This is a genomic window from Kitasatospora sp. NPDC058046, from assembly GCF_042885595.1.
Lineage (GTDB): Bacteria > Actinomycetota > Actinomycetes > Streptomycetales > Streptomycetaceae > Kitasatospora.
The window spans coordinates 74,445-95,637 of record NZ_JBHVRS010000019.1; the positions used below are offsets into that span (position 1 = coordinate 74,445).

19 protein-coding genes are annotated in these 21,193 nt (G+C 73.1%); 12 read left to right on the plus strand and 7 right to left on the minus strand.

Annotated elements, in window-relative coordinates; all coding sequences use genetic code 11:
• Positions 1-297: 297 nt before the first annotated feature.
• The 6 genes from ACFVU7_RS31530 (at position 298) to ACFVU7_RS31555 (ending at position 9,104) form a co-directional block, all read left to right on the plus strand.
• On the plus strand, positions 298-2,922 hold the full coding sequence (locus ACFVU7_RS31530) for a hypothetical protein (protein ID WP_387828170.1): 2,625 nt from the start codon (positions 298-300) through the stop codon (positions 2,920-2,922).
• A 115-nt stretch (positions 2,923-3,037) separates the two neighbouring features.
• Positions 3,038-4,069, plus strand: coding sequence for a phosphate ABC transporter permease subunit PstC (gene pstC, locus ACFVU7_RS31535; RefSeq protein WP_049661130.1), 1,032 nt, complete (start codon positions 3,038-3,040; stop codon positions 4,067-4,069).
• Between the two features lie 64 nt (positions 4,070-4,133).
• Positions 4,134-5,390 carry a phosphate ABC transporter permease PstA gene (pstA, locus tag ACFVU7_RS31540; protein WP_117488857.1) on the plus strand — a complete coding sequence of 419 codons (1,257 nt, stop codon included), beginning with the start codon at positions 4,134-4,136 and terminating at the stop codon, positions 5,388-5,390.
• A 38-nt stretch (positions 5,391-5,428) separates the two neighbouring features.
• A complete protein-coding gene (locus tag ACFVU7_RS31545) occupies positions 5,429-7,234 on the plus strand; it encodes a phosphate ABC transporter substrate-binding protein PstS (RefSeq protein ID WP_388048481.1) in 1,806 nt (601 codons plus the stop codon).
• On the plus strand, positions 7,231-8,154 hold the full coding sequence (locus tag ACFVU7_RS31550; protein WP_380744332.1) for a sortase: 924 nt from the start codon (positions 7,231-7,233) through the stop codon (positions 8,152-8,154). The genes ACFVU7_RS31545 and ACFVU7_RS31550 overlap by 4 nt, the downstream gene beginning before the upstream one ends.
• A 23-nt stretch (positions 8,155-8,177) precedes the next feature.
• Positions 8,178-9,104, plus strand: a complete 927-nt coding sequence (locus ACFVU7_RS31555) for a phosphate ABC transporter ATP-binding protein (RefSeq protein ID WP_388048483.1) — start codon at positions 8,178-8,180, stop codon at positions 9,102-9,104.
• Between the two features lie 28 nt (positions 9,105-9,132).
• Here ACFVU7_RS31555 and ACFVU7_RS31560 read toward each other — a convergent pair whose 3' ends face one another.
• Positions 9,133-9,978 (minus strand): HAD family hydrolase, encoded by an 846-nt coding sequence (locus tag ACFVU7_RS31560; protein WP_074002012.1) that lies wholly within the window; start codon positions 9,976-9,978, stop codon positions 9,133-9,135.
• 161 nt (positions 9,979-10,139) lie between these two features.
• On the opposite strand from ACFVU7_RS31560, the gene ACFVU7_RS31565 reads away from it, so the two are divergent.
• Both ACFVU7_RS31565 and ACFVU7_RS31570 read left to right on the plus strand, forming a co-directional pair.
• Entirely contained in the window at positions 10,140-10,346 is a 207-nt protein-coding gene (locus ACFVU7_RS31565; protein ID WP_380780131.1) for a hypothetical protein, read from the plus strand.
• 29 nt (positions 10,347-10,375) lie between these two features.
• Positions 10,376-11,263: an LLM class flavin-dependent oxidoreductase gene (locus ACFVU7_RS31570; protein WP_074002014.1), complete on the plus strand. Its 888-nt coding sequence runs from the start codon at positions 10,376-10,378 to the stop codon at positions 11,261-11,263.
• A gap of 47 nt (positions 11,264-11,310) precedes the next feature.
• Here the strand turns inward: ACFVU7_RS31570 and ACFVU7_RS31575 are convergent, their stop codons facing one another.
• From ACFVU7_RS31575 to ACFVU7_RS31590, 4 genes are read right to left on the minus strand one after another with little or no spacing between them, the layout of a single operon-like run.
• Positions 11,311-11,838, minus strand: coding sequence for a hypothetical protein (locus ACFVU7_RS31575; RefSeq protein ID WP_117488865.1), 528 nt, complete (start codon positions 11,836-11,838; stop codon positions 11,311-11,313).
• A complete protein-coding gene (locus tag ACFVU7_RS31580; RefSeq protein ID WP_388048485.1) occupies positions 11,835-12,446 on the minus strand; it encodes a hypothetical protein in 612 nt (203 codons plus the stop codon). The genes ACFVU7_RS31575 and ACFVU7_RS31580 overlap by 4 nt, the downstream gene beginning before the upstream one ends.
• Positions 12,443-14,725: a hypothetical protein gene (locus ACFVU7_RS31585; protein ID WP_388048487.1), complete on the minus strand. Its 2,283-nt coding sequence runs from the start codon at positions 14,723-14,725 to the stop codon at positions 12,443-12,445. The genes ACFVU7_RS31580 and ACFVU7_RS31585 overlap by 4 nt, the downstream gene beginning before the upstream one ends.
• Before the next feature lie 13 nt (positions 14,726-14,738).
• Positions 14,739-15,179 (minus strand): hypothetical protein, encoded by a 441-nt coding sequence (locus tag ACFVU7_RS31590; protein ID WP_074002018.1) that lies wholly within the window; start codon positions 15,177-15,179, stop codon positions 14,739-14,741.
• A 214-nt stretch (positions 15,180-15,393) separates the two neighbouring features.
• Here ACFVU7_RS31590 and ACFVU7_RS31595 point away from each other — a divergent pair, with 214 nt between their 5' ends.
• The 4 genes from ACFVU7_RS31595 (at position 15,394) to ACFVU7_RS31610 (ending at position 18,974) form a co-directional block, all read left to right on the plus strand.
• Positions 15,394-16,371, plus strand: a complete 978-nt coding sequence (locus ACFVU7_RS31595) for an ABC transporter ATP-binding protein (protein WP_049652877.1) — start codon at positions 15,394-15,396, stop codon at positions 16,369-16,371.
• Positions 16,355-17,254, plus strand: coding sequence for an ABC transporter permease (locus ACFVU7_RS31600; RefSeq protein WP_074002019.1), 900 nt, complete (start codon positions 16,355-16,357; stop codon positions 17,252-17,254). Before ACFVU7_RS31595 ends, ACFVU7_RS31600 begins: the two co-directional genes overlap by 17 nt.
• Positions 17,255-17,263: 9 nt before the next feature.
• The gene (locus ACFVU7_RS31605) at positions 17,264-18,181 is read left to right on the plus strand and encodes an ABC transporter ATP-binding protein (protein ID WP_049652871.1); all 918 of its coding nucleotides are present in this window, start codon (positions 17,264-17,266) and stop codon (positions 18,179-18,181) included.
• A 76-nt stretch (positions 18,182-18,257) separates the two neighbouring features.
• On the plus strand, positions 18,258-18,974 hold the full coding sequence (locus tag ACFVU7_RS31610; RefSeq protein ID WP_049652868.1) for an ABC transporter permease: 717 nt from the start codon (positions 18,258-18,260) through the stop codon (positions 18,972-18,974).
• A gap of 92 nt (positions 18,975-19,066) precedes the next feature.
• Here the strand turns inward: ACFVU7_RS31610 and ACFVU7_RS31615 are convergent, their stop codons facing one another.
• Positions 19,067-20,308, minus strand: coding sequence for an MFS transporter (locus tag ACFVU7_RS31615; RefSeq protein ID WP_049652865.1), 1,242 nt, complete (start codon positions 20,306-20,308; stop codon positions 19,067-19,069).
• A gap of 64 nt (positions 20,309-20,372) precedes the next feature.
• Positions 20,373-21,095 (minus strand): FadR/GntR family transcriptional regulator, encoded by a 723-nt coding sequence (locus tag ACFVU7_RS31620; protein WP_049652863.1) that lies wholly within the window; start codon positions 21,093-21,095, stop codon positions 20,373-20,375.
• Between the last annotated feature and the right edge of the window lie 98 nt (positions 21,096-21,193).

Below are 21,193 nucleotides of genomic sequence, written 5' to 3' on the forward strand. Positions count from 1 at the left end.
CGGCCCCACATCTCGCCACGCCCCGGGTCCCCTCCCCCCCGCCCCACTCACCCCCCGGTACCCGCCCCCGCTTTTCTCACCCCCGGGCGGGGGGCCCCGCCCCGGGGGGGGGCCCCGCCGCTTGCGGAGTTCCCAACTCCGGTACGGAGTCGTCGCGTTGTGGTCTCGTACATCTGGTCGACCGGATCCCGCCATGTCCGACTGGCCGAATAGTACGCACGGAACCGTCCGTCCCCAGCGCGATCGACGCCCTCGTGCCGCCTCCCCCGGCGGCCCGCATCTCCCGGAGGCCTCGCCATGAGAAACCGCGTACCCGACCCGAGAGGCCCAGGGAGGTGGCGCCGTCGACTACCGGCCCTGGTCCTCGCCAAGGCCGTGGTGGCGGCGCTCGCCGTCATTCCGATCGGGTTGGGCGCGGCGCCACAGGCGCACGCCGACTCGGCGGTGACCGTCCCGGGCCCGAAGGTCTGGCTTCCGGCCACCAAGCAGTACGGCCAGCCGGGAAGCGTGACCGTCTCCCAGACGGCCAACCTGACCAACCAGGTCCTCCAGGTGTCCTGGAGCGGCTTCACCCCGACGGTCTACCTGGGGTCCAACGATCCCGCGCCGACGGCACAGTCGCTGTCGACCCACATCCTCTACGCGGTGCGGATCTACCAGTGCCGGGGCACCGACCCGGCAGTGACGGACTGTTACGGCAGCACCCTCTACGGCGGCGACCGGACGAAGGGCTTCGAGCAGCCGCCCCGGCCGACGCGCACGGAGGTGCCGGAGTGGCCCACCAACCAGGTGATCGCCTCCACCGGTCCGGACGGCTCGGGCGCCGCCTCGATCGAGGTGTGGAGCGCGAAGGAGAGCTCCACGCTCGGCTGTGACGCGACCCACCCCTGTTCCCTGGTGGTCGAGCCGAACTACGGCGGCGACCCGCTGGACCTCTTCCAGGTCCTCGACGGCAAGGCCGACTGCGAGTTCCACGACCTGGACGCCGACCCGGACGCCTACACCGCCGCCGACGGGATCATGACCCCCGGCAACCAGAACTGGAAGACGGGCAACCGGACCAGCGAGCAGTGCGCCTGGCAGCACCGGACGGTGGTCCCGCTGTCCTTCGCGCCCACGGCGGACTCCTGCACGGTGAGCAACCAGGCCTTCGGTGCCGCCGGTCTGGAGATGGCCAACCGGGCCATGCAGCAGTGGCGGGCCGGCCTGTGCCTGGGCGACTCGCCGATGACCGTGGGCTACGTCCCCTCCGGTGGTGAGCCGCAGGCCCGTGCCGCGTTCCTGGGGGGCAGCAGCAGCACGGAGGTCGCGCTGACGGCGCGGCCCGACCGCTCGCCGCCCACCCGTCCGTACGTCTACGCCCCGCTCGCGACGACCGGCATCTCGGTCACGTACCTGATCGACGACCCGAAGACCGGGCGGCAGATCCGCGACATGAAGCTGAACGCCCGGCTGGTCGCCAAGCTGCTCACCCAGTCCTACGCCTCACCGGGGACGAGCATCCCCTCGGTGGCCGGCAACCCGAACTGCCTGTTCACCGACCCCGAGTTCAAGCAGCTGAACCCGGAGACGGCGGCCAACGGGATCCACTGGCCGACGAGTTGCGGCGGCACCCTGACGATCTACCCCGGTGTCCCCGGCGGCACCACCGACTTCACCTACCAGCTGACCTCGTGGTTCGCCGCCGATCCGGACGCGAGCCGCTTCCTCGACGGTGAGCCGGACCAGTGGGGCATGCGCGTCGACAGCTTCTACCTGAAGCCGAAGTTCGCCGGCTACCCGGCGGAGGCGTTCCAGGTCCAGGACTACTCCGGGCCCGCGCAGGGCAGTGCCGGAGTCGACTTCAAGCACTGGAAGCAGTACGAGTGGAACCCCTCGCTCGACGGTCTCGGGCGGGTCGCGCGCAACCTGATGCAGTACCAGCCGAACTGCCAGCAGCCGAACACCGAGTCGGACGGCAGCCACAAGGCCTGTGCCACGCAGATCCCCGGCCAGCGGTCGCTGCTCGCCATCATGGACACCGGCCAGGCCAAGGCCTTCTCGCTCCCCGAGGCCTCGCTGCTCAACCCGGCCGGCTCCTTCGTGTCGCCCGGCACGGCCGGCTTCCAGGCCGCCGTCGGCGACATGCCGACCGACGCCGCCACCGGGGTCCAGCAGCTGCCCTACGGCACGCCGGACACCGCGTTCTCGCGTGACCAGCGGGCGTACCCGCTGACCGCGGTGCAGTACGCGATGGTGCCGACCGGCGGCGTGCCCGCCGAGAAGGCCGCGTCGATCTCGCAGTTCCTCAAGACCGTGACCACCGACGGCCAGACCTACGGCCTCGCGCCGGGCCAGCTCGCCCAGGGCTACCTCGCGCTGACCGGCGCCCAGCGGCAGCAGGCCCAGGAGGCCGTGCAGCACGTCGCGGCCCAGGACGGCAAGCTGCCCGGCAACCAGACCGCCCCTCCGCCCGGCGGCGAGCCGGGCACCCCGGAGAGCGGCAACGGTTCCTCCGGCTCCGGCGGCACGGGCGACGGCACCACCCCGGTGAGCAGCTCCGGCACCGGCGGCACCACCGCCGACGGCAACTCCGGCGGCACCGGCTTCGGCTCCTCCGACGGCCTGTCCGGCGGCGGCCTCTCCGGCACCGGCTCCACCGGGACCGGCACGGCCGGCGGTGCCGCGGCTCCCGGCGCGGCCGGCGGCGCCAAGCCCGGCGCGGGCGCCGCGCCCTCCGGCAACGCGATCGCCGCGGCCCCGGTCGGCACCCCGGTGCCCGACCGTCCCGGCACCGCCCGCCTGCTGCTGCCCGTCGCGCTGATCGCCGGCCTGGTGCTGCTGGTCGGAGGACCGGCCGCGCTGGTCCTGGGCGGTACCCCGGCCGGGGCGAAGGTGCTGACCGGCGCCCGCGCCCAGTGGTCGCGACTGCGCCGCAAGTAGGAACCCGCGCTCGGCGGGGCCGCCGTTCCGGCCCCGCCGAGCGCTTTCCCTCCCGCCGAGGCAGCGCCCCGGTCCCTCACCGAGCACGCCCGTTCCCGAGCACGGAGAGCACACCATGACATCCGCCGCCGAGCCCGCGGCACCGTACGCCGGGGCACCACGCCAACCCGACCACGGGCCCGACCAGGACGTGCCCCGCACGATCACCTCCCCCGCGACCCCGGGCGACCGGGTGTTCCGCGGCGTGCTGCGGCTGGCCGGCTTCTCGGTCTTCGCGATCATGGGACTGATCGCCTTCTTCCTGATCCTGCGCGGCTCCGACGCGCTGCGCGCCGTCGGCCTGTCCTTCCTGACCGAGCAGAAGTGGCAGACCGCCGCCCACAACTTCGGCATCGCCGCCGTCCTGCCCAACGGCCTGCTGATCGCGGTGATCGCGCTGGTCATCGCCGTCCCGGTGGCGATCGGCACCGCGATCTTCATCTCCGAGTACGCCCCGGTGCGGCTGCGGGCCGCCCTGGTCTCGCTGATCGACCTGATGGCGGCCATCCCCAGCATCGTCTACGGCCTGTGGGGCCTGTTCTTCCTGCAGCCGCGGATCATCGGCTTCGTCCGCTGGCTGGCCAACCACCTGGGGGAGTACATCCCCTTCCTCAAGGTGCGGACCGGCGACATCGGCACCTCGTACACCTCGTCGACCTTCATCGCCGGCGTGGTGGTCTCCCTGATGATCATCCCGATCGTGACCTCGCTCAGCCGGGAGGTGTTCTCCCAGGCCCCGCAGGGCGAGCGGGAGGGCGCGTACGCGCTCGGCTCGACCCGGTGGGGGATGGTCCGCGCGGTCGTCCTGCCGTTCGGCAAGGGCGGGGTCATCGGCGCGGTGATGCTGGGCTTCGGCCGGGCGATGGGCGAGACGATCGCCGTCGCGCTGATCATCTCGCCGAACTTCAAGGCCATCACCCACATCCTGGAGAACGGCGCCAACTCGATCTCCGCGCTGATCGCGCTGCGCTTCGGCGAGTCGGACGCGCTGTCGCTCTCCGCGCTGATGGCCGCCGGTCTGGTGCTGTTCGCGCTCACCCTGCTGGTCAACGTGCTGGCCGGGATCGTCATCAACCGCTCGCGCTCCGGCGCCGCGACGGCGGACTGAGCATGACCGACCGTCAGTCCGCCCACAGGGCACGCAGCCGTCCGCACCGTGAAGGGACCATCCGATGACCACGCTCGACCTGCCGCCGGTCGCGGCGTCCGGGCCCGCCGGCGAGCCCTCGCCCCCCGCGTCCCCCGGGCCCGCCGGGCCCGCCGCGGCCGGGACCCCGGGCCCCGAGAAGAAGCTGCGGATCGGCGGCGTCACCCGCGACGACGTCCTCACCGTGGCGGGTGCGGCGGTCGGCTCGCTCGCGCTGGACTGGGTGCTCTACGAGCGGGTGCTGCCGTTCAGCGGCGCCTTCGGCTTCCTGCTCTGCTGGTACCTGCTCTTCCTGGCCGGCTACTACCTGCTCGGCCGGCTCCAGTGGAACCCGATGATGGTGCGGGACCGGCTGGTCGCCGTGGTCGCCTGGAGCTCCGGGCTGCTGGTGGTCGCGCTGACCGCCGACCAGATCGGCTACGTCGCCAGCCGGGGCTGGGAGGCGGCCCAGCACCTCAACTTCTTCACCGAGTCGATGGAGCGCACCGGCCCGCTCGACCCGCTCACCTCCGGCGGCGCGCTCAACGCGATCGTCGGTTCGCTCGAACAGCTGGGCCTGGCCTCCCTGTTCGCCGTTCCGCTGGGCATCGCGGCGGCCGTCTTCATGTCCGAGGTCGGCGGCCGGGCGGCCCGCCCGGTGCGCACCCTGGTCGAGGCGATGACGGCGCTGCCGTCCATCGTGGCCGGCCTGTTCGTCTACGGCATCGTGATCCTCACCTTCGGCTTCGAGAAGAGCGGCTTCGCGGCCTCGCTCGCGCTCACCGTGATGATGATGCCGATCGTCACCCGGGCCGCCGAGGTGGTCATCCGGCTGGTGCCCGGCACCCTGCGGGAGGCCTCCTACGCGCTCGGCGGCAGCCAGTGGCGCACGGTGTGGAACGTGGTGCTGCCGACCGCCCGGCCCGGTCTGGTGACCGCGGTGGTGCTCGGCATGGCGCGCGGCGTCGGCGAGACCTCGCCGGTGCTGCTCACCTCCGGCTTCACCCCGCGGTTCAACGCCAGCCCGTTCGACGCGCAGCAGGTGTCGCTGCCGCTGTACATCTGGAACTACGTCAAGCAGCCGTACGACGGGATGATCGCGCGCGGCTTCGCGGCCGGCCTGACCCTGATGGCCGTGGTGCTGATCCTCTTCGTCACCGCGCGCATGCTCGGCGGCCGCCGTCCCGGGCAGCTGACCCGCGCCCAGAAGCGCCGGATCAACCGGGAGGCCCGCCGCCAGGAGGCGGCCGCCCTCGGGGGCATCGCCCGTCCGTACGCCCTCCACTCGCAGGCGAAGCACTGATGTCCAGACCAACCACCCTCCGTACCAGAGGAGTTCACATGTCCAGGGGCCTCAGTCGCTCCGTGGCCCGGCTGCTGGCGGGGACGATGTCCCTGATGCTCGCGGCGGCCTCCCCGCTGCTGGGGCAGTCCCCGGCGTTCGCGGCCTCCGTCTCGCTGAGCGCGGACGGCTCCAGTTGGGCCGGTCCTGCCATCGACCAGTGGCGGCAGGACGTCTCCCCGCAGGGCATCCAGATCAACTTCAGCCCGGTCGGCTCCGCGGCCGGCCGCACCGCCTGGTCGAACGGGCAGGACGACTTCACGGCCTCGGACGTGCCGTTCCGCTCGGGGCAGGACAGCGGGGTGGGGCAGGGCGGCCAGGCGTCCGGGACCGGAAGCGCGGAGAAGCCCACCTGGGGCTTCTCCTACGTCCCGATCACCGCGGGCGGCACCACCTTCATGTACAACCTGGTGGTCGGCGGCAAGCAGGTCCGCGACCTGCGGCTCTCCCCGCAGACCGTCGTGGACATCTTCACCAACAAGATCACCAACTGGAACGACCCGAAGATCACCAACGACTACGGCAAGCCGCTGCCCAGCCTGCCGATCACCCCGGTGGTCCGCTCCGACGGCTCCGGCGCCACCGCGCAGTTCACCCGCTGGATGGAGCACACCCACAAGGACCAGTGGGACGCCTACTGCAAGTCCGTCAACGGCGTGAGCTGCGGTGACTACACCGAGTTCTTCCCGCCCTCCGGCCGGATGACCGCGCAGAACGGCTCCGACGTGGTGGCCGGCTACATCAAGTCCCCGACCAACGTCGGCACCATCGGCTACGACGAGTACGCCTTCGCCAAGCGCAGCAACTGGCCGGTCGTGAAGGTGCTCAACCAGGCCGGCTACTACGCGCTGCCGACCGCCTCCAACGTCGCCGTCGCGCTCACCGCCGCCAAGATCCGCGGCGTGGACGACGGCACCCCCGCGAACGACCCGAACTACCTGCAGCAGAACCTCGACGGCGTCTACACCATGGACGACCCGCGCGCCTACCCGATCTCCAGCTACAGCTACCTGATCGTGCCGCGCGCCGGAGCCTCGGCACCCCCGCCGCCGCGCTTCAACAACGACAAGGGCTCCGCGCTCAGCCGCTTCCTCTCCTACGTGCTGTGCGAGGGCCAGGGCAAGGCGGACGACCTCGGCTACTCGCCGATCCCGCGCGGCCTGGTCAAGGGCGGTCTGCTGCAGACCAGGAACATCCCCGGCAACGCCAGCCCGGTCGACCCCGACACCCTCGCCAACTGCGCCAACCCGACCTTCAACTCGGCCGGGGAGCTGACCGTCCTCAAGAACGCCCCGATGCCGAGCCCCTGCGACAAGGCGGGCAGCCCGCTGGACTGCACCGTGAAGGACGGCCAGCCCGTCAAGACCGGCTCCGGCTCGGGCGGTTCCGGCGGCGCGGCCGGCGGCTCCGGCGGTGCGGCGGGCGGCTCCGGCGGCACCGGCGGGTCCGGTGGCACCGGGGGCACCGGTACCGGCGGTGCGGCGGGCGGCACCGGCGGCGCGGGTACGGCCAGCGGTGCCGGCGACCCGAACGCCGCCGGAGCGGCCGGCGGCGACCCGAACGCGCCCGGCGCCGGTGACGGCACCGAGGACGTGATCGACCCGCAGACCGGCCAGGTGGTCGCCCGCGGCCGCGGCGGCGCCGCCACCGAGGTGGCCGCCAACGTGGTCGAGATCAGCGGCAAGCCCGAGGACTGGATGCTGTCCTCCCTCACCGCGCTGGAACTGCTCGCCGTGGTGCTCGTCCCGCCGCTGCTCGGCCGCCGCCTGCTGCGCCGCCGCAACGGCTCGGGCGGCACCTCGTGACGGCCCCGGTGCTGGAGAAGCCGGTCGAGCGGAGCGCCCCGGCGCAGCCGGCCGCCCCCGCCGCCCCCGCCGCGTCCGACGCCCCGGTCCGGCCCGCCGTCTCCCCCGGGCGGCGGCGGTTCCTCCAGGGCGCCTGGGCGGTCAGCCTGGCGGCCGCGCTGGTGCTCGGCTTCGTCGGGTACCTGTTCACGCTGTCGCACGTCCAGCAGCGGCACTACCAGTCCACCGGGTACAAGACCTTCCGCGACCAGCTGGCCCGGGCGGTCGCCCCGACCGGCGCGGCCGCCGACGGCGCCCCGGTGGCGCTGCTGGACATCCCGGCGATCGGTCTGCACCAGGCCGTGGTGGTCGAGGGCACCACCGGCCGGGACCTGATGCGCGGCCCCGGCCACCGCCGGGACACCGCGCTGCCCGGCCAGCGCGGGGTCACCGTGCTCTTCGGCCGCGGCGCCACCTTCGGCGCGCCGTTCGCCGACCTGTCCAAGCTGCGGGTCGGCGACAAGATCGAGACCACCACCGGCCAGGGCAAGTTCAGCTACACCGTCAACGTGTACGGCGACGGCGACCACCCGATCGTCGACCCGGCGGCCGGCAACCGGATGGTGCTGGTCACCGGCGACTCCGACTGGATCCCCGGCTCCACCGTGCTGATCGGCGCCCGGCTGGACGGCGACCCGGAACAGAACCCCGGCCGCCGGCCCGCCACCGTCCCGTACGACAAGGCGCTGGCCGCGGACAAGGGCGCGCTGGCCACCCTCCAGCTCTGGTCGCTCGGCCTGCTCGGCGCGGTGGCCGGCGCCCTGGTGCTGGCCCGGTACTGGCGGCGCTCGGCCGCCTACCTGAGCCTCGCGCCGGTGGTCGGCGCGCTGCTCTGGGCGGTCTACGAGAACGCCGCCGCCCTGCTGCCCAACCTCTACTGACGCGCGCCCGGAGGACCGTTCCGATGACCGACGCACCACTGACCGACACCCCGCAGGCCGAGTTCTCACCGACCGACCCGGTCGCCGACACCATCACCCTCCCCCCGGTCGCCCCCGAGCCGTACGCGGACCAGCCGTACGGGCAGGACGCGGACGGCCACCCCGACGGCGGGCCGCTCGCCGGGCTGGAGACCCGGGAGGTCTCCGCCTGGTTCGGCAGCCGCAAGGTGCTGGAGCGGGTCTCGCTGGCGATGCCGGCCGGCGAGGTCACCGCGCTGATCGGCCCGTCCGGCTGCGGCAAGTCCACCTACCTGCGGATCCTCAACCGGATGCACGAGATGGTGCGCGGCGCCGCCCTCGCCGGCGAGGTGCTGCTGGACGGCGACGACGTCTACCGGCCCGGCCGCCGGCCCGCCGAGGTGCGGCGCCGGATCGGCATGGTGTTCCAGCGGCCCAACCCGTTCCCGGCGATGTCCATCCAGGACAACGTCTCCAGCGGGCTCAAGCTGGCCGGGATCAAGGTCTCCAAGGAGGAGCGCCAGCACCTGGTGGAGACCAGCCTGCGCCGGGCCGGGCTCTGGGACGAGGTGTCCACCCGGCTGCACACCCCGGGCGGGGCGCTCTCCGGCGGCCAGCAGCAACGCCTGTGCATCGCACGGTCGTTGGCCGTCTCGCCGGACATCCTGCTGATGGACGAGCCGTGCTCCGCGCTCGACCCGACCTCCACCCGCCGGGTCGAGGAGACCATCGCCGAACTGCGCGGGCGGCTCACCATCGTGATCGTCACCCACAACATGCAGCAGGCCCAGCGCGTCTCGCAGACCTGCGCGTTCTTCCTGGCCACCCACGACACCCCGGGGCGGATCGTCGAGGCCGGGCCGACCGGGCAGATCTTCGGCAGCCCGCGCGACCAGCGGACCTCGGACTACGTCAACGGCCGCTTCGGCTGAGCACCGACCGGCTGGAGGAGCCCCGGGTTCAGCCGAGCCCGAGCAGCTCCTCCAGCACCGCCGCGACGCCGTCCTGCTCGTTGCTCACGGTGTGCAGCGGCACCGCCGCCAGCACCTGCGGGTGCGCGTTGGCAACGGCGTACGCGGTGCCGGCCCAGGCCAGCATCTCCAGGTCGTTCGGCATGTCGCCGAAGGCCACCACCTCGCTCCGGTCGATCCCGTGCCCGGCGCACCAGCGGGCCAGCGTGCTGGCCTTGGTGACGCCGGGCGCGCTGATCTCCAGCAGCGGGATCGACGCGGAGCGGGTGATCTCGGCCAGGTGCCCGGCCGCCGCCCTGGCCTCGGCGAGGAACTTGTCCGGGTCGAGGTCCGGGTGCTTGGCCAGCAGCTTGAACAGGCCCCGGACCGACCCGCCGGCCCCCAGCAGCTCCTCCGCCGGGCCGACCTCGTGCTCCATCTCGTCGCCCCACATCGGCACCGCGTAGCCGGCCTCGCGGGCCCAGCCGCCCGGGTACTCGAAGGCGAACGCGGTGCCGGGCAGCGCGGCCCGCAGCGTCTCGACCACCGCCAGGGTGGTCTCCACCGGCAGCGGGAAGGTCTCCAGCAGCTCGCCGCGCCGCACGTCCACCACCGCGCCGCCGTTGGAGCAGATCGCCACCCCGTGGCCGCCGATGTGCGGGCTCACCTGCCGCATCCAGCGCGGCGGCCGCCCGGTCACGAACACCACCCGCACCCCGGCCGCCTCGGCCGCCGCCAGCGCCGCGGCGGTGCGGTCGGTGACGGTGCCGCCGGAGCAGAGCAGGGTGCCGTCCAGGTCGGTGGCGATGAGGCGGGGCGCGGTGCGGGATTCGGTCACCGGTCCATCTTCGCCCATCGGCGCGGCCGGGGCACCGGCCCGGGTCCGCGGCCTGCGGACGCCCCCGCAGTGATCAAGCCCTTCATGCGCCGTTTCCGGCCGATCCGCCCGTACCCGGGGTGTTCGGCCGACCACGGCGGGCATGACTGCCCACGGCAACCCCGTCGGCAGGAAGAGCCATGCCCACACGCCAGCTCCGTGACCAGCCGCCCCCGACCGCCCGCCCCGACACCCGCGACCCGCAGGCCACCGAAGCGCCGCGGGCACCCGAAGCCTCGCGCGACCCGGTCCTGCTCGGCGACGTCCTCTTCCACACCCTCGCCGACCTCGCCCGCCGCACCTCCGCCCCGTCCCTCCCCGCCCAGCGCACCCGCCCGCACCCGTGACCGCGCCGCGCGGACGTAGGGTCGGGGGCATGCGACTGAGCACCGTGATCCTCCCCGTCCACCGGTGGAGCGAGGGGCAGAAGACCTGGCGGCGGGCCGAGGAACTCGGCTTCCACACCGCGTACACCTACGACCACCTGTCCTGGCGGTCCTTCCAGGACGAGCCCTGGTTCGGCTCGCTGCCGACGCTGACGGCGGCCGCCTGCGCCACCGAGCGGCTGCGCCTCGGCACGCTGGTCACCTCGCCGAACTTCCGGCACCCGGTGACGCTGGCGAAGGAGCTGATCACGCTGGACGACGTGTCCGGCGGGCGGGTCACGCTGGGCATCGGGGCCGGCGGGACGGGCTTCGACGCGACGGCGCTGGGCCAGGAGGCGTGGTCGCCGAAGGAGCGGGCGGACCGGTTCGGGGAGTTCGTGCCGCTGCTGGACGAGCTGCTGACCAACGACGCCACCACCCGTGAGGGGACGTACTACTCGGCGGTCGAGGCGCGGAACATCCCGGGCTGCGTGCAGACCCCGCGGGTGCCGTTCTACGTGGCCGCCGCCGGCCCGCGCGGGATGCGGCTGGCCGCCGAGCACGGGCAGGGCTGGGTGACGTACGGCGACCCGAAGGGCCCGGCGGACGTGCCGGTGGCGGAGGCGCCCGGCGTGGTCGCCGCGCAGATCGGGAAGCTGACGGCGGCCTGCGAGGCCGTCGGGCGGGACGCCGGGACGCTGGAGAAGGTGCTGCTCCAGGGGTCGACGGCGGAGAAGCCGCTGCAGTCGGTGGACGCCTTCGTCGACTGGGCGGGCACCTACCGGGAGGTGGGCATCACCGAGCTGGTGATCCACTGGCCGATCCCGGACTCGATCTTCGAGAACGACCTCACCGTGTTCGAACGGATCGCCACCGAGGGCCTCGCCCAGCTGGGCTGAACCGGGATCCGACGACTGACGACGAGCCGGAAGCGGCGCCGGGCGGCTCACACCACGTCGAGCCGCTCGGCGCCGCCCGCGCAGCCGAGCTGCTGCCCGGCGGCGCGCTCGGCGAAGCCGCGGGCGGCCTCGCCCATCCGCTTGCGGCCGGGCCCGTCCGGGAGGAGCTTCCCGTCCTTGCCGGTGAGCCTGAGGACGGCGCGGTAGCCGGTGCGCCGGCCGTCCACGGTGCACTCGAAGCCCACCGCGCCGAGGCTGTCGCCGCCGGAGAGCACGCCGCCGAACGACGCCTCGGCGGTCAGCAGCCGGCCGTCCCCGCCGTTGACCGAGCAGCGCACGGAGGCCGGGGCGTCGGGGGTCGCCGCCCGGTAGGCCGTCTCCACGAAGACCCGGGGGGCGCCGCCGAGCAGCCCGGTGACGGCCGGGTCGTCGAGCAGGCCGCGGCACTCGCCGTGCGACAGGGCGACGGCCGGCGGCCGGTAGGCGGTGTGGTCGAGGTAGAGGTGCCAGCCGAGCAGGCCGCCGCCGAGCAGCAGCGCGGACCCGCCCGCGATCAGGGCCCGGGGGTGCTTCACCGGCAGAGCTCCTTCGTCTTCGCCGCCAGCGCGGCGCGGGTGACCTCTTCGAGCGCCTGTCGGCCGTCCGCCCCGTCGGCGCGGGCCGCCTCCCCGGCGGTGACCCGCACCTCGACGTAGCCGCTGGGCCCGGTCACGCAGTACTGGGCCGCGGTGGCGCCGCCCGGCCAGGCCGCGGACAGGCCGGGCAGGTCGAGCGGGCGGGCGTCCGGGCGGGTGGCCTCCGCGGCGGCCAGGGCGAGTTCCCCCTCGCGCCGGACGGCGGTGAGGGTGAGCACGGCGCGGCCGTCGATCCGGACGGCGCAGCTCTGCTGGTCGGTGTCGCGGACGCCGGAGCTGGTCCGCTCCTCGGAGTCCTGGTCACCGGGCGGCAGCAGCCGTCCGAGCGGGGTGTCGGCGCCGGTGGGCAGGCGGCAGAGGTGGGCGGACCGGCCGGGGGGCTCGGACGGGCGGTGGCCCTGCCAGTCCCGGTAGCCGACGAACCCGGCGGCGGCCACCGCCACGACCAGCACGGCGGGCAGCAGCAGTGGGTCGTGCAGGCGCCCGGCCCAGCGGTCCGCGAGGAGCCGGGCCCAGCGGGCCGCGGGCCCGGCTCCGGACCCGCTCACGCGTCGCCCTTCGCGTTGGTGGACGAGTTGTTCGCCGTCCCGCGCGACATGCCCTGGAGCGCGCTGTCGCGGGCGCTGTTGGCGAGCCGGTCGATGTCCTGGCGGGCGATCCCGGTGCCGCTGCCGGCGTCCCGGACCGCCTGGTCGGCCCCCCTCGCCACCCGGCCCTCGGCCTCGGCGGTGTGGTTGCGGCTCTCCTGGCGCCCGTCCTCGGTGGTGTCCTTCTTGTTGGCCTCGATGACGCTGTCGGCGATCGAGTCGACGATCTGGTCCGCGATCTCGCCGCCGAGCGGGATCTTCTCGGTCACGCTGCCGATGACGGCGTTGAAGGCGTCCTTGCCGTAGCCGACGTTCTTCTCCAGCGCGTCGTTGAACTCCTTGTCGGAGGCGGCGTGTTCGTTGTGCACCTCGTCGATGCGGGCCTGGTTGAGGTAGCCGCTGACGACGCCGCCGGACTCGGCGTTGTGCTTGATGTCCGACTCCAGCCGGGCGAAGTCGGTCTGCCCGCTGTCCAGGTGGCCGCGGATGAGGGCGGTGGTGTACGCCTGGTTGGCGTTGGCCACCGCGCCGTAGGCGTCCGGGTCGCGGCCGAGGGCGTCGAGCAGCCCGGCGACGGAGGAGGCGTCGAGGGAGGCCGGGGAGCCGTTGACCGGCAGGTCGGTGCCGTGGGAGAGCGAGTTCTGCACGTCGCCGATGTACTCGGCGGTCATGTGCCCGAGGCTGCCCCGCATGGCGGCGAGCTTGCCGTCGCCCTTGATGTCGTCCAGCGCCCCGTCGTCGCCGTGCCGGCCGAAGGTGTCCACGACCCGCTTCATCAGGTCGGCCTGCTCGGTGGTGTGCCGGTCCGGCGGGACGGGGCCCGGCTCGTCGTACGGGTGGCCGGTGGTGGCGGCCTCCAGGGCGCGGCCGAAGGCGGCCGGACCGGCCTGCTTGCTCGCGTCCCACACCTTGGAGTCCCGGGAGGTGGTGTCCGGGATCCAGTCCTTGTCGTGGGAGTAGTAGGAGAAGTAGTCCGAGGGCTTCGGCTTGCCGCCCTGGTTGACCGTGCCGTCCTGGTTGTAGGCGGTCGGCTGCTCGGTGAAGAACCTGTTGGCCGCGTCCGGGCTGTGCGCGAGCGCCTCCAGGATGGCCGTGGTGGGGCGGAAGCCGGAGCCCGCCTCGTCGCCGCCGGTCAGGTTGAAGCCCTGGATCCTGGAGCCGGGCATCGGGGCCGGCCAGTACCGGTCCTGGGTGTCGAGCTGGGTGACGTGCTCGGCGATCGGGTCGATGAAGTGGGCGTCGTAGTTCCCGTTCATCAGGATGCCGGAGAGCACCTGGTAGCCGTACGGCACGTAGTCCAGGCCGGAGGCCCGGTACGGCTTGTCCCAGACCGGCTGGGAGCCGGCCTTGCGCAGCGCGGCGGCCCACTCGTCGGACAGGTGCGGCTCGTTGGTGGTGCGGGTGGCGGTGGCCAGGCCGAGTCCGAGGTTCTTCTGGAGGTCCTGGTAGGCCTTCCAGCGCGGGTCCTTGTCGTCACGGGGGTGCGCCGGGTCGCCGACCATGCTGTTCCAGGACTTGATCAGGCCGTCCGGGCCGAGGTCCTGGTAGAACGTGGTGGCGAACTTCGGGTCGTTGCCGTGCGAGGCCAACAGCGAGTTCAGCTCGGTGAGTTCGGGCTCGGTGATGTCCCCGCCCCGGGCCGCGAGCTGGGCGGCGCGCCGGCCGTCGGCCTCCGGGCCGCCGCCGATGGCCTTGCCGTTGAAGGACTTCTGACCGTCCGTCATGCTGTCGGAGCGCAGCGCCCAGGCGATCCGCTCGTCGGCGGCGGTGGCCTCGGCGACGGCGGAGTCGATCGCCTTGCGGGCGGCCTCCGCCTTGTCGCCCCACTCCTTCTGGTAGTCCCGGAGGGCCTCGTAGTCGTGCCGGGTGGCGTTGTCGGCCGGGGGCCAGCTCACGGTGCCGTTCTCGGTGACGGTCAGCCCGGCCGTCCGGGCGTCGGTGACCGCCTTGTCCAGCTTGGTCTTCGCGGCCTTGAACTCGGTGGACGCCTCGGTGAAGATCGAGGCGAAGGCGTTGGCCTCGGTGACGGCGGCGGTCAGCTGCTCGTTGGTGCGCTGGAGGCCGGGGCGGGCCTGGTCGGCGGCGGGGCCGCTCCAGCAGGCGGAGTCGACCTGGGCGATCACCGTGGTGTCCCAGTCGCCGTCCATCGCGTGGAGCTTCTGGGCGACGGTGGTCCAGGCGGTGGCGGCGGTGTCCAGGACGCCGAAGTCGGCGGTGCTGAGCTCGTGGAAGTCGACCATCTCGGTGGTCCTCTCAGTTGCCGAGGTCGTGCTGGACGGCCGACTCGTTCTGCCGGTAGTTGGCGGCGGTGGCGCGCAGCGCCTGGGTGGTCTGCCCGATGGTGCCGCCGAGGGCGGCGACGCACTGGTCCCAGGTGCCGGCGGCGCCCGCCGCGGCCTTGCCGGTGCTCCAATTGGCCAGCGAGGTGGACACCTTGGCGGTGGCCTCGTCGGCGCCCCGGCCCTCGGTGTTGAGGCGGGCGTGGATCTGGTCGGAGTTGTTCCCCGCGGTGGTGAGCGCGTTGGTGTCGGCGCTGAAGCCGCCCCCGCCCCCGCCTCCGCCGCCGGACGCCGAGGCCGAGTTGAGCTGTGTGCGGGCCGCTTCCCGGGCGCGGGCCGAGTCGGTCAGGTTCCCGTCCGCGTCGTAGGCCCAAGGGTTCATCATCCGGTCGAACGCGGTCGCCCGATCAGACATGTCGATCGTCCCCCTCCGTGCCGGGGCGCTGCTCCGGCACCCCCGTTGGCAAAGAGTCAGGCAAGTGTGTAAAGAGATCCGACAAAGGGTACAGGTGGATTCCGCTTTTTCTAACCCCTAGGGGTGAGGGGCTCCGACGTCATACCGCAGCAGCAGACGGCCTCGTCATTCCAGCTCATGACCCGTACCGCACAAGGCCGTTACGTTTGGTCCCGTGTCCACAGCTGTCATCAAGACGGACGGCCTCACCAAGAGGTATCCCCGTGTCACCGCGCTCGACCAGCTCACCGTCGAGGTGCGGCCGGGTGTGGTCGGTCTGGTCGGGGCCAACGGCGCGGGCAAGTCCACTCTCATCAAGATCCTGCTCGGGCTCGCCCCGGCGACCTCCGGCCGCGGCGAGGTCCTCGGCCTGGACGTCGCCACCCAGGGCTCCGAGATCCGCGCGCAGGTCGGCTACATGCCCGAGCACGACTGCCTGCCACCGGACGTCTCCGCGACGGAGTTCGTGGTGCACATGGCGCGGATGGCGGGCCTGCCCGCCACCGCCGCCCGTGAGCGCACCGCGGACACCCTGCGGCACGTCGGCCTGTACGAGGAGCGGTACCGCCCGATGGGCGGCTACTCGACCGGCATGAAGCAGCGGGTCAAACTCGCCCAGGCGCTGGTGCACGACCCGAAACTGGTGCTGCTGGACGAGCCGACCAACGGCCTCGACCCGGCCGGCCGGGACGAGATGCTGGCGCTGATCCGCCGGGTGCACACCGACTTCGGCATCTCGGTGCTGGTCACCACCCACCTGCTCGGCGAGCTGGAGCGGACCTGCGACCACCTGGTCGTGATCGACGGCGGCAAGCTGCTGCGCTCCTCCTCCACCGCCTCCTTCACCGAGGCGACGGCCGTGCTCGCGGTCGAGGTCGGCGACTTCCCGGAGGACCACGGCCGCGAGCCGGGTCCGGCGGTCCGCGAGCGGCTCGCCGCGGCCGGACTGTCCGTCCAGCCCGAGGGCTCGCACCTGCTGCTGGTCCGGCTGGCCGACGAGTCGACGTACGACACCATCCGCGACGCCGTCGCCGGACTCGGCCTCGGCCTGGTCCGGCTGGAGCAGCGCCGGCACCGGGTCGCCGAGCTCTTCACCGACGCCCAGGACACCGAGCAGAGCAAGGGAGGGACGAACGATGCCGCTGCCTCCTGAGACCAGGTCCGCCGACACCGGCGTCATCCACGACATCGGCTACCGCGGCTACACCGGCCCCCGGCTCGGCCGCAGCTACGCCACCCGCGCGCTCTTCACCCAGAGCCTGCGCGCCGCGTACGGCCTCGGCCGCTCCGGCAAGTCCAAGGTGCTGCCGATGCTGGTGCTGGGCGTGATCACCGTGCCCGCGCTGATCTTCGTGGCGGTCTCGGTCGTGATGAAGCGCGACGAGCTGCCGGTCGAGTACGCGGGCTACCTCTCCATCTTCAGCCTGGTGATCTCGGTCTTCCTCGCCTCCCAGGCGCCGGTCCTGCTCTCCCGGGACCTGCGCTACCAGACCGTCCCCCTGTACTTCTCCCGCCCGATCACCCGCACCGACTACGTCCGGGCCAAGTTCGGCGCCATGGTCTGCGCCCAACTGCTGCTGATGGCATCCCCGTTGCTGGTGCTGTACATCGGCGCGCTGCTCGCCGGGATGGACTTCGGGCACAACACCGCGCACTTCCTGTACGGCCTGGTCGCGGCCGTGCTGTACGCCCTGGTGCCGACCTCGGTGGCCGTGGTGATCGCGGCCGCCACCCCGCGCCGCGGCTTCGGCGTGGCCGCCATCATGGGCTACCTGGCGGTCAGCGCCGCGCTGGGAGCGGCCGCGGTCGGGATCAGCAACCGCAGCACGACCGGCTCCGACGCCCCGCAGTGGATGTCGCTGATCTCGCCCACCGACCTGGTGGAGTCCCTGGTCAACGAGCTGTTCGGGCTCGGCGACGGCTTCGACCGCCGGCACGCCCCGGGCGGCCTCGGTCTGGCGGTGTTCGCGCTCGTCGCGGTGGCCATGGTGGTCGGCTCGTACCGGCTGCTGCTGCGCCGCTACCGGAACGTCTGAGAGGGCGGCATGGCCACCATCAGCATCGACAAGGTCTCCCGCTGGTTCGGGAACGTGGTCGCGGTCAACGACATCACCATGACCATCGGCCCCGGCATCACCGGCCTGCTCGGTCCCAACGGGGCGGGCAAGTCCACCCTCATCCACATGATGAGCGGCTTCCTGGCCCCCTCCAGCGGCTCCGTCACCCTGGACGGCGCGCCGATCTGGCGCAACCAGCAGGTGTACAAGCAGATCGGCCTGGTGCCGGAGCGGGAGTCGATGTACGACTACCTGACCGGCTGGGAGTTCGTCCTCGCCAACGCCGAACTGCACGGCCTGCCCCAGCCGGGCGCCGCCGCCCGCCGGGCGCTGGACCTGGTGGAGATGGACTACGCCAAGGACCGCCGCACCGGCACCTACTCCAAGGGCATGAAGCAGCGGGTCAAGATGGCCTCCGCGCTGGTCCACGACCCGTCCGTCCTGCTGCTCGACGAGCCCTTCAACGGTATGGACCCGCGCCAGCGGCTCCAGCTGATGGACCTGCTGCGCCGCTTCGGCGCCGACGGCCGGACGGTGCTGTTCTCCTCCCACATCCTGGAGGAGGTCGAGCAGCTGGCCCGGCACATCGAGGTGGTGGTCGCCGGACGGCACGCCGCCTCGGGCGACTTCCGCAAGATCCGCCGGCTGATGACCGACCGCCCGCACCGCTACCTGGTCCGCTCCAGCGACGACCGCCGGCTCGCCGCCGCGCTGATCGCCGACGGCTCGACCAGCGGCATCGAGGTGGACGAACGGGAGCGGGCGCTGCGGATCGAAGCGGTGAACTTCCAGGGCTTCACCACCCTGCTGCCCAGGGTCGCCCGGGAGGCCGGCATCCGGCTGTACACCGTCTCCCCGGCGGACGAATCGCTGGAGAGCGTCTTCTCCTACCTGGTCTCCGCGTGAGCGCCGTCGGCAGGACCACTGTCGGCGGGACCGCTGCCGCCAGGACCGTTGTTGCCCAGGAAGGGGCCGACCGACCATGAACCCCACCGTCGCCAGGCTGACCCTGCGCGGGCTGCTGGGGCGCCGCCGCGGCCTGCTGCTGCTGGTGGCCCCCGCCCTGCTGCTGGTCGTCGCGGCCGTCGCGAGCGTGTCCAGCGCCGACCCGCACGACATGGCCAACAACATCCTCGGCGCCCTCGGCCTCGGCACCCTGATCCCGATCCTCGGACTGGTGGTCGGCACCGGGGTGATCGCCAACGAGATCGACGACGGCTCGATCGTCTACCTGCTCGCCAAGCCGCTGCCCCGGTGGCGGATCGTGACCACCAAGCTGGTCGTCGCGATCGGCGTCACCTGGCTGTTCTCGGTCGTCCCGACGCTGCTGGCCGGGCTGCTGCTGGTCGGCACCCAGGACGGCGTGGCGCTCGGCTACACCGTGGCCGTGCTGGTCGCCGGGGCCGCGTACAGCGCGCTGTTCCTGCTGCTCGGCGTGGTCACCCGGCACGCGGTCGTGGCCGGTCTGGCGTACGCCCTGATCTGGGAGTCGACGGTCGGCAACTTCGTCGAGGGCGCCCGGACGCTGAGCATCCAGCAGTGGGGCCGCTCGGTGGCCGAGGCGGTGGCGGGACAGAACGCGATCAGCTCGGACGTCTCGCTCGGAGCGGCCGTGCCGCTGCTGCTGGTGGTCACCGTCGCGGCGACGGTGCTCGCCTCGGTGAAGCTGGCCGGGATGACCCTCGCCGGCGAGGAGTGAGCCCCGTACGGCACAAAGCGGTGAGCCCCGGACACCTGTGAGGGTGTCCGGGGCTCACCGTTTGTGCGGGGCCGTACGGGCGCGCGGTCGGTTCAGAGGGTGCGGTTGCGGCCCGCGCCCCAGCCGGCCGCGCCGACCACCAGGACCAGCACCAGCATCAGCACCAGGGGGGTCTCCCAGCCGCCGGTCAGCTGGCGCAGCGCACCCGCGCCGACCGGGCCGGCCGCCGCGACCAGGTAGCCGATCGCCTGCGACATCCCGCCCAGCTGGGCGGCACCGGCCGCGGTGTTCGTGCGCAGCACGATGAACGCCAGGCCCAGGCCCAGCGAACCGCCCTGGGCCACACCCAGGATCGTCGCCGACACCCACGCGGCGGAGACCGGCGCGACCAGCAGCATCGCGATGCCCAGCCCGTTCAGGGCGACCATGACCACCGCCAGCGCGCGCTGGCTGGTCATCCGGCCGGCCATCAGCGGCACCAGGAAGGCGCCCGCCACCTGCACCAGGTTGGAGAAGGCGAAGACCAGACCGGCCTGGCCGCGGTCCATGCCGTGCTCGGCCAGGATCGTCGGCATCCACGCGACCAGGGTGTAGACCAGCAGCGACGAGATGCCCATGAAGAGGCTGATCTGCCAGGCCAGCGCGGACTTCCAGATGCCCTCGATCGGCTTGGCCGGCGCGGCGGCCGCGGCCACCGCCCCCTGCCGCTCCTGGCGGGAGCGCAGCACCTGCGGCAGCCAGGCCACCGCCGCGACCAGCGCGAGCAGCGACCAGGCGCCGAGCGAGGCCCGCCAGCCGCCGCCGAGCGCGTGCTCCAGCGGGACGGAGGTGCCGGCCGCGAGCGTGGCGCCGACCAGCATGGTGGTCGAGTAGACGCCGGTCATGGTGGCCGCGCGGTCCGGGAACTCGCGCTTGACCAGGCCCGGCATCGACACGTTCAGCACCGCGATCGCCACGCCGATCACCACGCAGCCCGCGTACAGGGCCGCCACCGAGGGCAGCACCCGCAGCAGCACGCCCGCACCCAGCACCAGCACCGCGCCGAGCACCACCCGCTCGGCGCCGAAACGGCGGGTCAGCCGGGGGGTGAGCGGGGCGCCGACGCCCTGGAACAGCACCGGGACGGTGGTGATCAGACCGCTCGCGGTGGCGGAGAGGCCGAAGGTCCGCTGGATCTCGCCGACCATCGGGGAGACCGCGGCCAGACAGGCGCGCATGTTCAGCGCGACCAGCACGATGCCGGTCAGCAGCAGCAGCGGATGGGCCAGCCGGACGCGGCCGGGGAGCGGGGCAGGAGCGGTGACAACCGGCTGCTGGGCACGGGTGACGGCCATGGGTGTGCTGTTCTTTCGTGAATGTGCGGGGGAAGCGGACGGCGGAAGGGAGGCTCGCGCCGTCCTACTTCCGGGCCGCGATGGCCGCGAGCAGCTGCTCGACGGCCGCGGTCGGGCCGGCGAGCAGCGCACGACACGCCGCCTCGGCCCGGTCCGGGTCACCGCTCTCGATCGCGTCGACCAGCGCCTCGTGGGTGGCCACGACCGCCTCGGGCATGTCGTGGTCGCCGAAGGCGGAGGTCATCGCCTCGCGGACGGAGGCACCGAAGTAGCGGTACACCTCGGCCAGCGCGGGGTTGTGCGCGGCCTCGACGACGGCGGTGTGGAACTCCAGGTCGTGCTCGACGGTGGCCTCGCGGCTCGCCCGCTCGGGGTGCGCCGCGAACACCTCGGCCTCACGGGCCAGGGCGGCGCGCATCCGCCGGACGTCCTCGGGGGTGTGCCGCAGCGCGGCCAGCCGGGCGCCCTCGGTCTCCAGCGCCGCACGGACCTCCAGGACGTCCCGGATGCCGGAGCGCTGGACGCCGCGCAGCACGGACGCCGGGTCGCTGGTGGAGCGGACGAACGTCCCCTCGCCCTGCCGGGAGACCAGCATCCCGGCGTGCACCAGCACCCGGATCGCCTCCCGCACGGTGTTCCGCCCGACGCGCAGCTGCTCGGCCAGCTCGTGCTCGGTGGGAATCCGCGACCCCACCGGCCACGCCCCACCCGCCAGCTGCTCCCGCAACTGCTCGATCGCGGTGTCCACCAGGGAACGCCGCCCGGCCGCCTGCAAACCGCCGCTCATGCCGGACCTCCCTTGCCACCGCACACGCCGAAACCAGTCGTCGGTCATCCTACAACCGCTTGCCCGGTCATCCTACAACCCACCCCTGACCAGCCCCT

Coding starts and splice junctions, on each gene's coding strand:
- ACFVU7_RS31560 (WP_074002012.1), bottom strand. CDS start 9,978: ATGGGCGAAGATGGACCGGTGACCGAATCCCGCACCGCGCCCCGCCTC.
- ACFVU7_RS31545 (WP_388048481.1), top strand. CDS start 5,429: ATGTCCAGGGGCCTCAGTCGCTCCGTGGCCCGGCTGCTGGCGGGGACG.
- pstC (WP_049661130.1), top strand. CDS start 3,038: ATGACATCCGCCGCCGAGCCCGCGGCACCGTACGCCGGGGCACCACGC.
- ACFVU7_RS31620 (WP_049652863.1), bottom strand. CDS start 21,095: ATGAGCGGCGGTTTGCAGGCGGCCGGGCGGCGTTCCCTGGTGGACACC.
- ACFVU7_RS31585 (WP_388048487.1), bottom strand. CDS start 14,725: ATGGTCGACTTCCACGAGCTCAGCACCGCCGACTTCGGCGTCCTGGAC.
- ACFVU7_RS31610 (WP_049652868.1), top strand. CDS start 18,258: ATGAACCCCACCGTCGCCAGGCTGACCCTGCGCGGGCTGCTGGGGCGC.
- ACFVU7_RS31590 (WP_074002018.1), bottom strand. CDS start 15,179: ATGTCTGATCGGGCGACCGCGTTCGACCGGATGATGAACCCTTGGGCC.
- pstA (WP_117488857.1), top strand. CDS start 4,134: ATGACCACGCTCGACCTGCCGCCGGTCGCGGCGTCCGGGCCCGCCGGC.
- ACFVU7_RS31605 (WP_049652871.1), top strand. CDS start 17,264: ATGGCCACCATCAGCATCGACAAGGTCTCCCGCTGGTTCGGGAACGTG.
- ACFVU7_RS31570 (WP_074002014.1), top strand. CDS start 10,376: ATGCGACTGAGCACCGTGATCCTCCCCGTCCACCGGTGGAGCGAGGGG.
- ACFVU7_RS31530 (WP_387828170.1), top strand. CDS start 298: ATGAGAAACCGCGTACCCGACCCGAGAGGCCCAGGGAGGTGGCGCCGT.
- ACFVU7_RS31565 (WP_380780131.1), top strand. CDS start 10,140: ATGCCCACACGCCAGCTCCGTGACCAGCCGCCCCCGACCGCCCGCCCC.
- ACFVU7_RS31615 (WP_049652865.1), bottom strand. CDS start 20,308: ATGGCCGTCACCCGTGCCCAGCAGCCGGTTGTCACCGCTCCTGCCCCG.
- ACFVU7_RS31600 (WP_074002019.1), top strand. CDS start 16,355: ATGCCGCTGCCTCCTGAGACCAGGTCCGCCGACACCGGCGTCATCCAC.
- ACFVU7_RS31555 (WP_388048483.1), top strand. CDS start 8,178: ATGACCGACGCACCACTGACCGACACCCCGCAGGCCGAGTTCTCACCG.